Origin of the sequence: Lentzea sp. NPDC102401 (genome assembly GCF_044765805.1) — a bacterium.
In the GTDB taxonomy this organism is placed as follows: Bacteria; Actinomycetota; Actinomycetes; order Mycobacteriales; family Pseudonocardiaceae; genus Lentzea; species Lentzea sokolovensis.
The window spans coordinates 990,539-1,003,299 of sequence record NZ_JBIWKS010000001.1; the positions used below are offsets into that span (position 1 = coordinate 990,539).

The window sequence follows — 12,761 nt, forward strand, 5'->3', positions numbered from 1 at the left end:
CTTCGTTTTGTCGATGACATGAGACTGCTCCCGCCAGGGGCCCGTTCGAACCCGTGAAACCCCCTGGTCGATCCCTGGTGACTACGCTCGGACCCGTGTCGGACGAAGGTCTGCTGGGCAGACGCGCTGAGGGCGAGACGCTGGACCGGCTGCTCACGCGGGCGCGATCCGGCGCAGGTCAGGTGCTGGTCCTGCGGGGTGAGGCCGGGATCGGCAAGACCGCGCTGCTCGACCACGTGTCGACGCGCGCCGCCGGCTTCCGCGTGACGCGGGCCGCGGGCGTCGAGTCCGAGAGCGCGTTCCCGTACGCGGGGCTGCACCAGCTGTGCGTGCCGTTCCTCGACCGGCTCGACAAGCTGCCACCACCGCAGCGCGAGGCGCTCGGCACGGCGTTCGGCATGGCCACCGGACCCCGGCCGACGCGGTTCATGGTCGGGCTGGCGGTGCTGACGCTGCTCGCCGAGGTCGCCGACGAGCAGCCGCTGGTGTGCCTGGTCGACGACGCGCAGTGGCTCGACTCGATGTCGTCGGCGGTGCTCGGGTTCGTCGCCCGCAGGCTGCTCGCCGAACGGATCGCGCTGGTCTTCGTGCTGCGCGAGGGCAACGACTACCTCGACGGACTGCCGGAGCTGTTCGTGCGCGGCCTGGACGACGCCGACGCCCGCTCGTTGCTGGAGTCGGTGATCAAGGGGCCGGTGGACGGCCGGGTGCGCGACCGGATCGTCGCGGAGGCCCGCGGCAACCCGCTGGCGTTGCTGGAGCTGCCGCGCGCGTGGACGACCGCCGAACTGGCGGACGGACTGGACGGCGGGCCGCTGACCAGCCGCATCGAGGCCGGTTTCGTCCGGCAGATCGCGCCGCTGCCCGCCGACACCCGGCTGCTGATGCTGATCGCCGCCGCCGAACCGCTCGGGGACGCGACCCTGCTGTGGCAGGCCGCCGGTCTGCTCGGGCTGGGCGCGGACCCGGCAGCCGCGGCGCTGGGCACCGGGCTGATCGAGTTCGGCGCCCGCGTCCAGTTCCGGCATCCGCTGGTGCGGTCCGCCGTGTACCGGTCGGCGTCCACTGTGGACCGGATGCGGGTGCATCGGGCGCTGGCCGACGTGACCGATCCGGCCATCGACCCGGACCGCCGGGTGTGGCACCGGGCGCAGGGCACCGCCGCGCCGGACGAGGAGGTCGCCGCCGCGCTGGAGCATTCGGCCGGTCGCGCGCAGGCCCGTGGCGGGCTGCTGGCCGCGGCCGCGTTCCTCGAACAGGCCGCCGTGCTCACCCCCGAACCCGGCCGCCGGGCCTCCCGTGAACTCGCCGCCGCGCGGGCCAAGCGTGACGCGGGGGCGCTGGACGCGTCGTTGCGGCTGTTGTCAGCGGTCGAGGCCGGGCCACCGGACGAGCGCCGCAGCGCCGAGATCGAGCACCTGCGCGGCCACATCGCGTTCGACCAGCGCCGGGTCGCCGACGCCGCGCCGCTGCTGTTCAGCGCGGCCCGCCGGCTCACACCGTTCGACGCCGACCTGGCCCGCGAGACGCACCTGGAAGGCCTCTCGGCCGCGATCTGGGCCGGTGCGCCGCTGGCCGACGCCGCCCGCACCGCTCCCCCGGCGCGCACCCCGGCCTGTGCGTTGGACCTGGTGCTCGACGCTCTGACGACCCGCATCACGGCGGGGTACGCGGCGGCCGTTCCGCAGATGACGCGGGCGCTGGACGAGGTGCGGGCGCTGAAGGTCGGCGCCGACGACATCAGCCGGGTGCCGTGGCTGTTCGGCAACCGCGCGGGCGGGATCGTCGCGAGCGAGATGTGGGACTTCGACACGCGCCGCGCGTTCGCCCAGCAGCAGGTCCGGCTGTCCAGGGACGCCGGTGCGCTCGTGCAGCTGCAGTTCGCGCTGAACTTCCTGGCGGACAACGAACTCCTCGCCGGCGAACCGGCGGCCGCGCAGGCGTTGATCGAGGAGGACCAGCGCATCTCCGAGGTCACCGGCATCCCGCCGGTCGGCTACGCGGTACTGCTGCAGGCCGCCTACCGCGGCGAGGACGTGGCCACCACGGCGCGGGCGGGGGCACTGGCCGCGGGTCAGGGACGACTGGCCGTGATCGCCGACTGGACCGCCGCGATCCTCCACAACGGACTGGGCCGCCACGACCTCGCCCGGGACGCCGCGCTGCGCGTGTTCGCGTCGGACACCCTGGTGTACAGCTGCCTGATCGCGTCCGAACTGGCCGAGGCCGCCTCCCGCACCGGCGACACCGCTCTGGTCGCGGAGGCCCTGGAGCGTTCGAAGCCATGGGTCGACACGCACTGGTCGGCGGGCATCAAGGCCCGGCTGCGCGCGTTGAACGGCGACACCGCCGCGTTCGCCGAGTCGATCTCTTCCTTGGAGCGCACGGCTTTGCGCGGTGAACTCGGCCGGGCCCACCTGTTGTTCGGCGAGTGGCTTCGCCGCGAGGGCCAGCGGGTCGAGGCACGGGAGCATCTCCGCACCGCGCACGAGATCCTGACGGCCAGTGGCATGAAAGCGTTCGCTGACAGGGCTTTCCGCGAACTGCAGGCGACCGGTGAGACGGCTCGCAAGCGCACCGCCGAACCCACCGACGAACTGACCGCGCAGGAGTACCAGATCGCCCGGCTGGCCCGCGAGGGCTACTCGAACCCGGAGATCGGCACGCGCCTGTTCATCAGCCCGCGCACCGTGGAATGGCACCTGCGCAAGGTGTTCGGCAAGGTGGGCGTGACCTCGCGCCGCCAGCTGCGCGACGCGAGGTTCTAGCCGATGGTCAGCTGACGGTCCACTTGCAGGCCATCGCGCCTCCATGTCCGACGATCACGCCGGCGTTGTTGATGTCCCGCGGGTACGCGAACTGAGTGCCGCCGGGAAACCCGAGGTCGAGCTCCTCGCCCTCGTTGCTCCAGCGGTACGGGACGTTCTGGTTCGGGGTCGTGCTCCACCCGACCGCCACACCGTGGTCGTTGATGCTCCACGGCGTGAGGTTCGGGCCGAACTTGGTCATCGACCCGTCGAGGTTCCAGCGCACGCCGAAGGACCCCTCGTTCCAGAACTCCGCGGTGCCGACCACGTCACCGTTCCGGTTCACCGCCAGAGCCGCGGACTCGGCGCCGTCTTCCAGCCTTTGCAACGGGGTCACGGTGCCGCCGGGATTCCACCGCACCGCCAGGCGGTTCATGCCCGGCCCGGAGACCACCCCGGTCGCGTACCCGTTCGACGACGCGCCCGTCACGCGGCCCCAGGTGGCGCCCTCCGGCAACTTCAAGGCGGCGAGCACGCCGTTCGGCCGCCAGCGCACCGGGATCTCGCGATCGTTGTTGCGGCCCGCCGCGGTGCCGTAGACCGTGCCGGAGTCGTCGATCGCGACCGCTGCCGCGGACCAGAAGCCGAACGGCACGGACAGCTCCGCGTACGAACCGTCCGCGTTGTAGCGAAGGGCCCTGCCGCCGACGTCAGGACTGGTACCGGTGGCGGTGCCCGCGGCGAGACCGTTGTTGTTGATCGCTTCGAGCTGAGTGTGGCGATCGGCCGGTCCGGCGAGCTCGGTCACCCCGGCGCCGTCGAACTTCACCGGCCGGTTCAACCCAGCCCTGTTGGACGTCCCGACCGCGACGCCCGAGTCGTTGATCGCCGCGGCAACGCTGCCGGTGGAGCCCGGCAGGCCGCCCAGTTCGGTGATCGTCGTGGCGGCGTGAGCCTGTGGCGCGGCGATGACCGACGCCAGAAGTGCTGCGGACAAAGCGAAGGAGAGTCTTCGACTCATTCCCAATCCCCCAAGTTCGTGAGCCATGCGGTGGCCACGATATAGCGGAATGATCGGGTCAACCAGCCGCCCCGGTTCAACCGACGCCCCCTCCGGCAACTTCAGACCGGCGAGCACGCCGTCCGACCTCCAGCGCACCGGGATCTGGCGGCCGTCGTTGCTCGCGGCGATGCCGTAGGCGGTGCCCGAGTCGTTGATCGCCACCCCGTTCGCGTACTCGTAACCGAACGGCACGCTCAACACCGCGTGCGTCCCGACCGGGTTGAATCGCACGACCTGGTGCTGCCACTGGAGATGGTGGTGCCCGCGGAGGAACGGAGAGTGCGGCAAACGGCCGCACTCTCCCCGCAACGCAGGTCAGTTCCCGGCGTCCAGCCACTGCCGCAGGCTGGTCGGCTGCAGTTGCGCGCCCGCGTTCGGCACGAGCTGCTTGCCGGTCAGGAACGTGCCGAAGTACTTGGCCTGCGGGTCGCTCAAGACCTCGCGCTCGTCCTTGCGCCGCGTCAGCACCGTGCGGATCCAACCGTCCATTGTGAACTCTTCGGGCCCGCCGATCTCCAGCACGCCGTTCACCGGCTCGGTGGCGGCGGTCCTGGCGACCACCGCGGCGACGTCCGAGGCCGCGATCGGCTGGACGCCACCGTGCGGGAGGTGCACGGCGCCGTCCTGCTCGGCCGAGTTCGCGATGGCGCCCGCGAACTCGAAGAACTGGGTGGCGCGGATGATCGAGTACGTGAGGCCCGACTCGGTGATGAGCTTCTCCTGCGCCACCTTCGCGCGCAGGTAGCCGGACTCGGGCAGTTCGTCCGTGCCGACGATCGACAGCGCGACGTAGTGACCGGCTCCCGCGTCGGCGGCGGCCTTGGTCAGGTTCGTCGTGGCGGTGGTGAAGAAGTTCATGACGTCGTCGTCGGCGAACGACGGCGAGTTCGACACGTCGATCAGCACGTCGGCGCCCTGCAGCACCTCCTCGACGCCTTCTCCGGTCAGCGTGTTCACGCCGCTGTTCGGGGAGGCGGGCACGGCGTCGTGGCCGTGCTCGCCGAGCCGCTTCACGACCTGGCTGCCGATCAACCCGGTGCCGCCGATGACAACGATCCTCATGGGTCCGTCCCTCTCGTGAGCCCGCCGCGTGCGGGTGTTCACGAGCTAAGACAGGACAGCCCCCGAAGTTGTGACAGGCCTACTGGAACGCGGCCAGCTTCTCGGGGTTGACCAGCCACAACACCTGGTCGATGCCCTCGTCGGAGGCCGTCACGGTGATCACGGCGTAGGTGCCGGAGTCCCTGCGCAGCCGGATGGCGGTGAGCCCGTTCGCCTCCACGAACGACGCCTCGGCGCCGGCCCAGAACGACGGCGCCCACCACGAGATGATCTTCGCCAGGGAGGCCGCGCCGGCCAGCGGACGACCGGCCGCCCGGATCGCGCCGTTGCTGTCGGACCAGCTCACGACGTCCTGCGCGAACAGCTTCTCGAGTCCGGCGAGGTCACCGGCCTGTGCTGCCGCCACGAACGCCTCCAGCAGCTTGCGCTGGTCCGCGCGTCCGACGGGCACGCGGCGTTCGTCCGCGAGGTGCTTGCGCGCCCGGCTGACCAGCTGCCGCGTCGCGACCTCGCTGGTCTGCACGATCTCGGCGATCTCCCGGTACGGGTAGTCGAACGCCTCACGCAGCACGTACGCGGCCCGTTCGGTCGGAGTGAGCTTCTCCAGCAGCATCAGCACCGCGAGTTCCAGCACCGCGCCCTGTTCCGCACCGACCTGCGGGTCGGCGGAGGTGTCGACGGGCTCGGGCAGCCACGGCCCGACGTAGGTCTCGCGGCGGGCCCGCGCGGTCTGCGACTCGTTGATCGCGAGACGGGTGATGGCGGTGGCCAGGTACGCCTCGGGATTCAGCACGGCGGCGCGGTCCGCGAGCTGCCAGCGCACCCACACCTCCTGCACGAGGTCCTCGGCGTCGGCCACGCTGCCGGTCATGCGGTAGGCGATGCCGAACAGCCTCGGCCGGGCCGCCGCGAACACCGACTCGGCCTCGTCCAGCTGCTGCGTCATCCGCCACCCCTTCTCCCACCGGCCACCGTAGCGCCGATGGGAGAAAGCGGTGATGTGGCGCCTCACACGGAGTTACTCGCAGGTCCAGCGCAGGGGGCCGGAACCCGACTTGCTGAAGAGCGTTTCGTCGTCACCCGCCACGAACATCTCCGACACACCGGAAACCCCGCTCGGCAGCGGCAACTCGGTCTTGAAGGTGGTGTCGCGCCAGATCGCCGCCTTGCCCGTCAGCGACGACCGCTGACCGGTGACCAGACCGCCTCCGGTGATCGTGTACGCGGACGCGGCGCCCGCGATGCGCTTCACCACACCGTTGCCGTCCCACAGCAGGGCCTGCGCGTTCGGCCAGCCGCCCTCGAGCTGGTAGCCGACCACCTTGCCGCCCCGGATCGCCTGGACGTACTGCGGCTTGCCCTGGTGCTCAAGGGGCGTCACGACACCGTTGCGCCACAAGAGTCCACCGTTGCCGGTCGGGTGGCGCAGCAGCACCGTGCCGTCGTCGTCCAGGTCCTGAACCAGGCCGACGGACCGTTCGATGATCTGGGGCGCGGTCCCGGTCGCGGTCCACAGGACCGTCACTCCCTCGCCATCGGAGATCCGCGTGGCGCCGCCCAGCACGTCGCCGCGTTCGTTGAGCGCGACGGCGGGGTCGAGCCGGTAGCCCTCCGGAGCGGGGAGCTCGGTGATCGTGCCGGTGGCCTCGTGCGCGCCGGAGTACAGCAACACCGCCGCACGGTCCGGGAATCGGCCGAACAGCAGCACGGTGCCCGAGCGATTCTCGTCGGACACGTGCAGGTTCTTGAGGTTCTCCACCTCGCGGAGCACCCTCGGCTGTCCGCCGGTCCAGATCACGGCGTCGTACGAGTTGTCCGTCGAGCCCTGCCGGAGCGCGTTGCCCGAGTAGTTGCCGTTGCTGTCCGTGCCCTTCACCGTCGTGAAGCGGACGTCGTAGCCGGACGGCACCGGCACGTTCGACACGACCCACTCGCAGGCTGCCTGATCGGCGGCCGCCACCGCCGCCGGTGCCGTGAAAGCCGTGCACGCCAAGCCAATTGCAGCGACAAGCGCTGATCGACGCATCATTGATTCCCCCAGAACCACGTAGACGACGTGACAACACATACACCAAATCCGGATGCGCGAGACCCTCTTTGTGCTCAAACTGACGCCGTGACCACCGACCGCCCCAGCCCGCCGATGCAGGCGGGCGAACGCGAGACCCTGCGCGCGTTCCTCGACTTCCACCGCGCCACGCTCGCGATGAAGTGCGACGGCCTGTCCGACGACGACCTGCGCCGCCGCTCGATGCCGCCGTCCACGCTCACGTTGCTCAGCCTCGTCCGGCACATGGCCGAAGTGGAGCGCACCTGGTTCCGCAAGGTCATCAACGGCGAGGACATCCCGCTGGTGTGGTCGGACACGGGTGACTACCAGGTGGCGTACGACGCCTCGAAGTCCACGCGGTCAGAGGCGTTCGAGGCGTGGCAGGCCGAGGTCGAGCACTCCCGCCGGATCGAGCGCGAGGCCGAGTCGCTCGACGTCACGGGCTATCAGCCGCGCTGGGAGGAGCAGGTGTCGTTGCGGCTGGTGATGAACCACCTCTGCCACGAGTACGCCCGGCACAACGGCCACGCGGACTTCCTGCGCGAGGGCATCGACGGCGTCACAGGGGCATGAGGTTCCGCCGCCACGGCCGGGTCGCGCGGCGAGCAGATCAGCCAGTTCGTCGTCCAAACCGGACGCGGCGGCCACGCCGAGATCTCCGCCGGGTGCAACGCCTCCGGCGCGTCCAGGCCGATCCGCAACACGCAGGCGACAGTCCGTACGCGCGCAACGCCAGTGCGCGCACGTCGCTGTCACGGAGTGCGACCAGCAACTCCAGCTGCCGTCCCTGGGCCACCGCTCTCCACCCAAGGCGGTTCAGCTCCCGGTCGTGGCGGGTATTCCCCGTCACGACCCCAGGAGGTGACCGTGCTCTTCCACGTGCGGATGGACGTTTCCCTGCCCCACGACATGGACCCCAACGATCGCGCCGAGTTGGTCCGAGCCGAGAAGGACCGGGCGTTGGAACTGCAGAAGCTGGGCGTGTGGCCGCATCTGTGGCGCGTCGTAGGCCAGTACAGCAACATCAGCGTCTTCGACGTGCCGTCCAACGACGAGTTGCACGCGTTCCTGTCCTCGTTGCCGCTGTGGGAGTACATGCGGGTCGAGGTGACACCGCTGGCGACTCATCCCTCCGATCTGGCGGCACAACCGTGATTTACCGCTGACTAACCGGCCCGCGGCACCGTGGGGGCATGCGCAAAGTGATGTTGCTCCTGCCCGCCGTGGCGCTGACGGCGCTCGCCTCCGTCGGCACGGCCCAGGCCGAGTCGGCCCCCGGATGCGCCGGCACCGTGCAGATCGGCTCCACCGGGTACGTGAAGAAGAACGGCACGATCATCGCCTCGGTGAAGCAGTTCAAGGGCTGCGGCAAGAACTGGGCCTACACCTACGTGTGGGACTCCTACGCCGCGCAGCCCGGCAGCTTCAGCTCCAGCGCCGCCATGGTCGTGAACGGTTCGCGTGACTTCAACAGCAACGTCAACGGGACCAACAAGCAGGACGTCTGGTCCAAGGGCACCAACACGCTCACCAAGTGCACGCGTGCGTACGGCGAGGTGTGGGGCGACGGCAACGTCTACTGGGGACAGACCGACGAACGCTGCTGAGCCGTAACCTCCAGGGCATGGGGTTGCGGTTGTCGGTGCTGGACACGTCACCGATCGTGCAGGGTCGACGCCGCGCGAAGCGTTGCGCGACACGGTCGATCTCGCGGAACTGGCGGAAGAGCTGGGGTGTCACCGGTACTGGGTGCCGGAGCACCACGGCATGCGAGGGGTCGCCAGTTCCGCACCGGCCGTGCTCGTCGCGCACCTGGCGACCGTGACGTCCCGCCTGCGCGTGGGTTCCGGCGGTGTCCTGCTGCCCAACCACCCGCCGCTCGTGGTGGCCGAGCAGTTCGGCACGCTCGCGGCCCTGCATCCCGGCCGGATCGACCTCGGCGTCGGCCGTGCACCGGGCGGTCCGCCGTCTGTGGTCTCAGCCTTGCGCCGCACCGATCGGCCGTACCGCGATCAACTGCGAGACCTGCAGGCTGCCGGTCGAGGGCGGCAACCTGCCGGAACTGTGGTTGCTGGGCTCGTCTCCGAGCACGGTGACGCTGGCCGCCGAACTGGGCGTGCCGCTCGCGTTCGCTCGGCACCTCAGCCCGGAGCTGACCTGCGCGGCGGACCTGGTCAGCGTCTCGGTGTTCTGCGCCGAGGACGATCGACGGGCCGAGTGGCTCGCCGGGCCGATCAGGACGAAGGTGCGCGGCAGGCAGGAAGGCAACCGGATCCTGTTGCCCAGCCCGGAGGACGCGGCCACGCTCCCCGATGACGGCCGCGTCCTCGTCGGTGGCCCCGCGACGATCGCGCGCAAGCTCCAGGCGGTGCTCGACGAGACCGGCGCCGGAGTTATGAGCTGATCGCCGCCATCGCCGGCGAGCTCAAGACTGCCGGGTGAGGATCGCGGCCGCTCCGGCTAGCCTCGCTGCGCCCGCTGATACAGCGGAGCCGTGATCCTCCTGCTGAACCGGGCCCCGCCGAGGTGCCGCACGCCCTCACCGGGCGGGACCCACCGACCGTTCGCGTCCAGATGGAAGCTCTGGATGTTCACGCCCACAACGGCGTTGTCGCTGATCCTCGGCCCGCCGCTGGAGCCGCCGCCCATGTCGCACGGCACGCCCCACTGGTTCTCGTCCGCCTGCTGCTCGGGATGGCCGGGGTTGTGGACAGGCGTACCCCAGCACTGCGCCAGCCGCTGACCGGTGAACTCCGGCCTGCCCTGGTGGCCGGGCTGCCCGGCGGCGCGCGGGTAGCCGTACTCCCGTGCGAACCGGTCGGCGGGCCGGTCGAAGGCGATGTTCTCGCTCGCGCCGGACGGCTTGTCCAGCACCAGGAACGCCTGGTCGTGCTCGGACTGCTGGTCGTCGGTGATCCAGGTCCTGTTCACGATCGCCTTGCGCACCACGAACTCACCGAACGGCCGGGCGCCGTCGCGGAACCCCGGCACGAAGAGCATCTTGGAGTGCCACCGGGGGTCCTGGCCGATCAGGTTCGCCGTGTGGACACAGTGCCCGCCGGTCACCGCCGTGCGCCTGTTAACGCTCACCACGACGGTCGCCGTGCAACTCGAGTCCTCGCCGTCGCGGTCGACGAAGAACAGGCGGCCGATGGACCTGCTGTTCGGGGCCGGTGCACCGGTCGGATCGTCGACGGCGGGCGTTCCGGGTGGTGCGGACGGCCCGGTCGGCATCGCCGCGATCCGTTCCGGTGTCCAGTAGGCCGCCACACCGTCCGTGTCGAGATCGTGCACGACCACGTCGGAGCCGGAAGGAGAAGCCGCCGCCAGGCCCGGCACACCGAGGAGCAGCAACGCGACCACGCTGAGTATTCGCATGCGGCCGACCGTGGCAGTCAGTTGTGAGGATCCTGTGCGGAACGAGTCCTCATCCCGTGCGGCGGCGGCACGAGTGACTATGTTGCGACGCATGGGCATGTGCGTGCTGGTGGCCGAGGACAACGTGATGCAGGCCGACATGCTCGGGAGATACCTGCGCCAGGAGGGCTACCGGGTGCGGATCGTCCACGACGGATCCGCGGCGCTCGACGAGATCCGCCGCGACCCGCCGGATCTGCTCATCCTCGACGTGATGATGCCGAAGGTCGACGGGCTCGAAGTCGTGCGGACGTTGCGCAACGAGACCGAGATCCCGGTGCTCATGCTCACCGCGAAGTCCACTGAGGACGATCTGCTGCACGGGCTCGACCTCGGCGCCGACGACTACGTCACCAAGCCCTACAGCCCGCGCGAACTGATGGCCCGCGTGCGCACGTTGCTCAGGCGCGTCCAGCGCACGGCCGCGAACGACATCGCGCTCGGTGACCTCGTCATCGATCCCGACCGCCACGAGGTGCGGGTGCGCGGCGACGCGGCCGAGTGCACCGCGTCGGAGTTCCGGATCCTGCACACGATGGCGGCGAGCCCCGGCAGGGTGTTCAGCCGCGCGCAGTTGCTCAGCGCGGTGCACGGACTCGACGGGTACATCACCTCCCGCACCATCGACGCCCACGTCATGAACCTGCGCAAGAAGATCGAGGTCCTGCCGCGCAGGCCCGCGTACCTGCTGACCGTGCACGGCGTCGGCTACAAGCTGGTGGACGGGTCCGGTGCATAGCGTCCTGGCGCGGCTGCTGGCCGCGTCGGTGCTCGTCGCGCTCTGCTCGATCACCGCGACCGCGTGGCTCGCCGCCCAGAGCACGTCGACGTCGATCAGGCAGGAGCTCGGCGACGCGCTGGCGGGGGACGCCGCCACGTACCGGGAGCTGGTCACGTTCGCCGTCGAGCACCGCGACTGGAACGGCATCGCGCTCAAGCCCGGCAAGGGCCGGCTGATCCTCGCCACGGCCGATCGCAAGGTCATCTCCGACACCGGCACGAACCTCGACCCGGGCCAGCTGCCCGCCGTGCCGTCCGCGGTGATCGACCCGCTGGAGCTCGACCTCGCGCAGGCACCGGACTCCCCCGCCGACCGGGTCGACGCCAGGATCGCCGGCCCGTTCCAGCTCACCGACCGCGAGAAGGGCAGCCTGGCCCAGGACGCGGAGATCTACCGGACGCGCTGCCGGAATCCGGACGAGGCGGCGCAGGCGGAGACGACGCCGACGACCGCCTGGGGCCGTCCGATCGTGAACGTGGACAGGACGACCGCCGCCCCGGCCACGCCGTCCTGCACCGAGATCCAGACCCGGTTGACCACGCTCACCCTCGGGGAGTCCGCGGCGTTCAACGAGCTCGACCTCCTCGTCAACGACTGCCTGAAGCAGCGCGGCCTGCCCGCCGAGCGGATCAAGATGAACGCGTCGTGGCAGCCCACCGCCACGAACACCGAGTGCCTGGTGAACGCACGCCGGACCCAGCTGCGGCCCTACGTGGCGCCGCCCGCGCTCCTGTTCGTCACCGACCCCGCCGGCAGAACGACCCAGGCGACCGTCGTGAAGTTCGACGTCGGCCGGATCGTGCTGGTCGCCGCGATCGTGCTGGTCCTGACGGTCGGGGTCAGCGTGGTCGTCGCACTGCGCATGACCAGGCCGCTGCGCACGCTCACAGCCGCCGCCGAACGGTTGCGGCACGGCGACGACGCCCAGGTCGACATCCGGTCCCGCAGCGAGATCGGCCAGCTCGCACGGGCGTTCAACGACATGGCCGCGCACCGGGCCCGCACCGACGCTCAGCGCAAGGCCATGACCAGCGACATCTCGCACGAGCTGCGCAACCCGCTCGGCACGATCCGCAGCTGGCTGGAGGGCGCCCGCGACGGCATGGTCGAGCTGGACCGCCCGACGCTCACGTCGTTGCTCGACGAGGCCCTGGTGCTGCAGCGGCTCATCGACGACCTGCAGGACCTCGCGCTGGCCGACGCCGGCGAGTTGCGGCTGCATCCCGAGCCCGTCGACCTGCGGGACCTGTTCGACCAGCTCGTCGCCGCACATCCCGGGCTGATCGCGGAGGGTGGCGGGGTGGTGCACGCGGATCCGGTGCGGTTGCGGCAAGTGCTCACGAACCTCGTCACGAACGCCTTCCGCTACACGCCTTCGACCGGCATGGTCCGCCTCGCGGCACGAGATGGCCGAATCACCGTGAGCGACACGGGTTCCGGCATCTCCGCCGAGGACCTGCCGCACGTGTTCGACCGGTTCTGGCGCGCGGACCGCTCGCGCACCCGCGACACCGGCGGCAGCGGGCTCGGCCTGGCGATCGTGCACGCGATTGTGAGCGCTCACGGTGGCACGATCACCGTGGACAGCGCGGTCGGACGCGGGACGACGTTCACGATCACGCTGCCGGCACGCTGAGCGCA

General features: G+C 70.6%; 12 protein-coding genes. 7 read left to right on the plus strand and 5 right to left on the minus strand.

The genetic code is table 11. The features are described 5' to 3' along the window. The first annotated feature begins 95 nt into the window (after positions 1-95). Positions 96-2,768: an AAA family ATPase gene (locus ACIRG5_RS04380; RefSeq protein WP_402899960.1), complete on the plus strand. Its 2,673-nt coding sequence runs from the start codon at positions 96-98 to the stop codon at positions 2,766-2,768. Positions 2,769-2,775: 7 nt separating this feature from the next. Here the strand turns inward: ACIRG5_RS04380 and ACIRG5_RS04385 are convergent, their stop codons facing one another. The 4 genes from ACIRG5_RS04385 to ACIRG5_RS04400 form a co-directional block, all read right to left on the minus strand. After that, complete coding sequence (locus tag ACIRG5_RS04385) at positions 2,776-4,041, minus strand: hypothetical protein (protein WP_402899963.1); 1,266 nt, start codon at positions 4,039-4,041, stop codon at positions 2,776-2,778. Between the two features lie 84 nt (positions 4,042-4,125). Then, positions 4,126-4,872 (minus strand): SDR family oxidoreductase, encoded by a 747-nt coding sequence (locus ACIRG5_RS04390; RefSeq protein WP_402899965.1) that lies wholly within the window; start codon positions 4,870-4,872, stop codon positions 4,126-4,128. A gap of 79 nt (positions 4,873-4,951) precedes the next feature. Further along, positions 4,952-5,818: an RNA polymerase sigma-70 factor gene (locus ACIRG5_RS04395; protein WP_402899968.1), complete on the minus strand. Its 867-nt coding sequence runs from the start codon at positions 5,816-5,818 to the stop codon at positions 4,952-4,954. Between the two features lie 72 nt (positions 5,819-5,890). Further along, the gene (locus ACIRG5_RS04400; protein WP_402899971.1) at positions 5,891-6,865 is read right to left on the minus strand and encodes a hypothetical protein; all 975 of its coding nucleotides are present in this window, start codon (positions 6,863-6,865) and stop codon (positions 5,891-5,893) included. Between the two features lie 123 nt (positions 6,866-6,988). Between ACIRG5_RS04400 and ACIRG5_RS04405 the strand changes: the two genes are divergently transcribed. The 4 genes from ACIRG5_RS04405 to ACIRG5_RS04420 all read left to right on the plus strand — a co-directional run bounded on the left by ACIRG5_RS04405 (position 6,989) and on the right by ACIRG5_RS04420 (position 9,238). Further along, the gene (locus ACIRG5_RS04405) at positions 6,989-7,495 is read left to right on the plus strand and encodes a DinB family protein (protein ID WP_402899974.1); all 507 of its coding nucleotides are present in this window, start codon (positions 6,989-6,991) and stop codon (positions 7,493-7,495) included. 294 nt (positions 7,496-7,789) lie between these two features. Continuing rightward, complete coding sequence (gene catC / locus ACIRG5_RS04410; RefSeq protein ID WP_330274567.1) at positions 7,790-8,077, plus strand: muconolactone Delta-isomerase; 288 nt, start codon at positions 7,790-7,792, stop codon at positions 8,075-8,077. 38 nt (positions 8,078-8,115) lie between these two features. After that, a complete protein-coding gene (locus ACIRG5_RS04415; RefSeq protein WP_402899978.1) occupies positions 8,116-8,529 on the plus strand; it encodes a hypothetical protein in 414 nt (137 codons plus the stop codon). Positions 8,530-8,611: 82 nt separating this feature from the next. Then, the gene (locus tag ACIRG5_RS04420) at positions 8,612-9,238 is read left to right on the plus strand and encodes an MsnO8 family LLM class oxidoreductase (protein WP_402899981.1); all 627 of its coding nucleotides are present in this window, start codon (positions 8,612-8,614) and stop codon (positions 9,236-9,238) included. A gap of 144 nt (positions 9,239-9,382) precedes the next feature. Here the strand turns inward: ACIRG5_RS04420 and ACIRG5_RS04425 are convergent, their stop codons facing one another. Further along, positions 9,383-10,300: a trypsin-like serine peptidase gene (locus ACIRG5_RS04425; protein WP_402899983.1), complete on the minus strand. Its 918-nt coding sequence runs from the start codon at positions 10,298-10,300 to the stop codon at positions 9,383-9,385. A 97-nt stretch (positions 10,301-10,397) separates the two neighbouring features. On the opposite strand from ACIRG5_RS04425, the gene ACIRG5_RS04430 reads away from it, so the two are divergent. Together ACIRG5_RS04430 and ACIRG5_RS04435 are read left to right on the plus strand one after the other, a co-directional pair. Further along, complete coding sequence (locus ACIRG5_RS04430; RefSeq protein WP_402900904.1) at positions 10,398-11,078, plus strand: response regulator transcription factor; 681 nt, start codon at positions 10,398-10,400, stop codon at positions 11,076-11,078. Beyond that, positions 11,071-12,756 carry a sensor histidine kinase gene (locus tag ACIRG5_RS04435; protein WP_402899985.1) on the plus strand — a complete coding sequence of 562 codons (1,686 nt, stop codon included), beginning with the start codon at positions 11,071-11,073 and terminating at the stop codon, positions 12,754-12,756. Before ACIRG5_RS04430 ends, ACIRG5_RS04435 begins: the two co-directional genes overlap by 8 nt. Positions 12,757-12,761 lie beyond the last annotated feature (5 nt).

Excerpts from the sequence above, each read along its gene's own strand:
- ACIRG5_RS04425 (WP_402899983.1), bottom strand. The coding sequence starts at position 10,300 with ATGCGAATACTCAGCGTGGTCGCGTTGCTGCTCCTCGGTGTGCCGGGC.
- ACIRG5_RS04430 (WP_402900904.1), top strand. The coding sequence starts at position 10,398 with ATGTGCGTGCTGGTGGCCGAGGACAACGTGATGCAGGCCGACATGCTC.
- ACIRG5_RS04390 (WP_402899965.1), bottom strand. The coding sequence starts at position 4,872 with ATGAGGATCGTTGTCATCGGCGGCACCGGGTTGATCGGCAGCCAGGTC.
- ACIRG5_RS04415 (WP_402899978.1), top strand. The coding sequence starts at position 8,116 with ATGCGCAAAGTGATGTTGCTCCTGCCCGCCGTGGCGCTGACGGCGCTC.
- ACIRG5_RS04395 (WP_402899968.1), bottom strand. The coding sequence starts at position 5,818 with ATGACGCAGCAGCTGGACGAGGCCGAGTCGGTGTTCGCGGCGGCCCGG.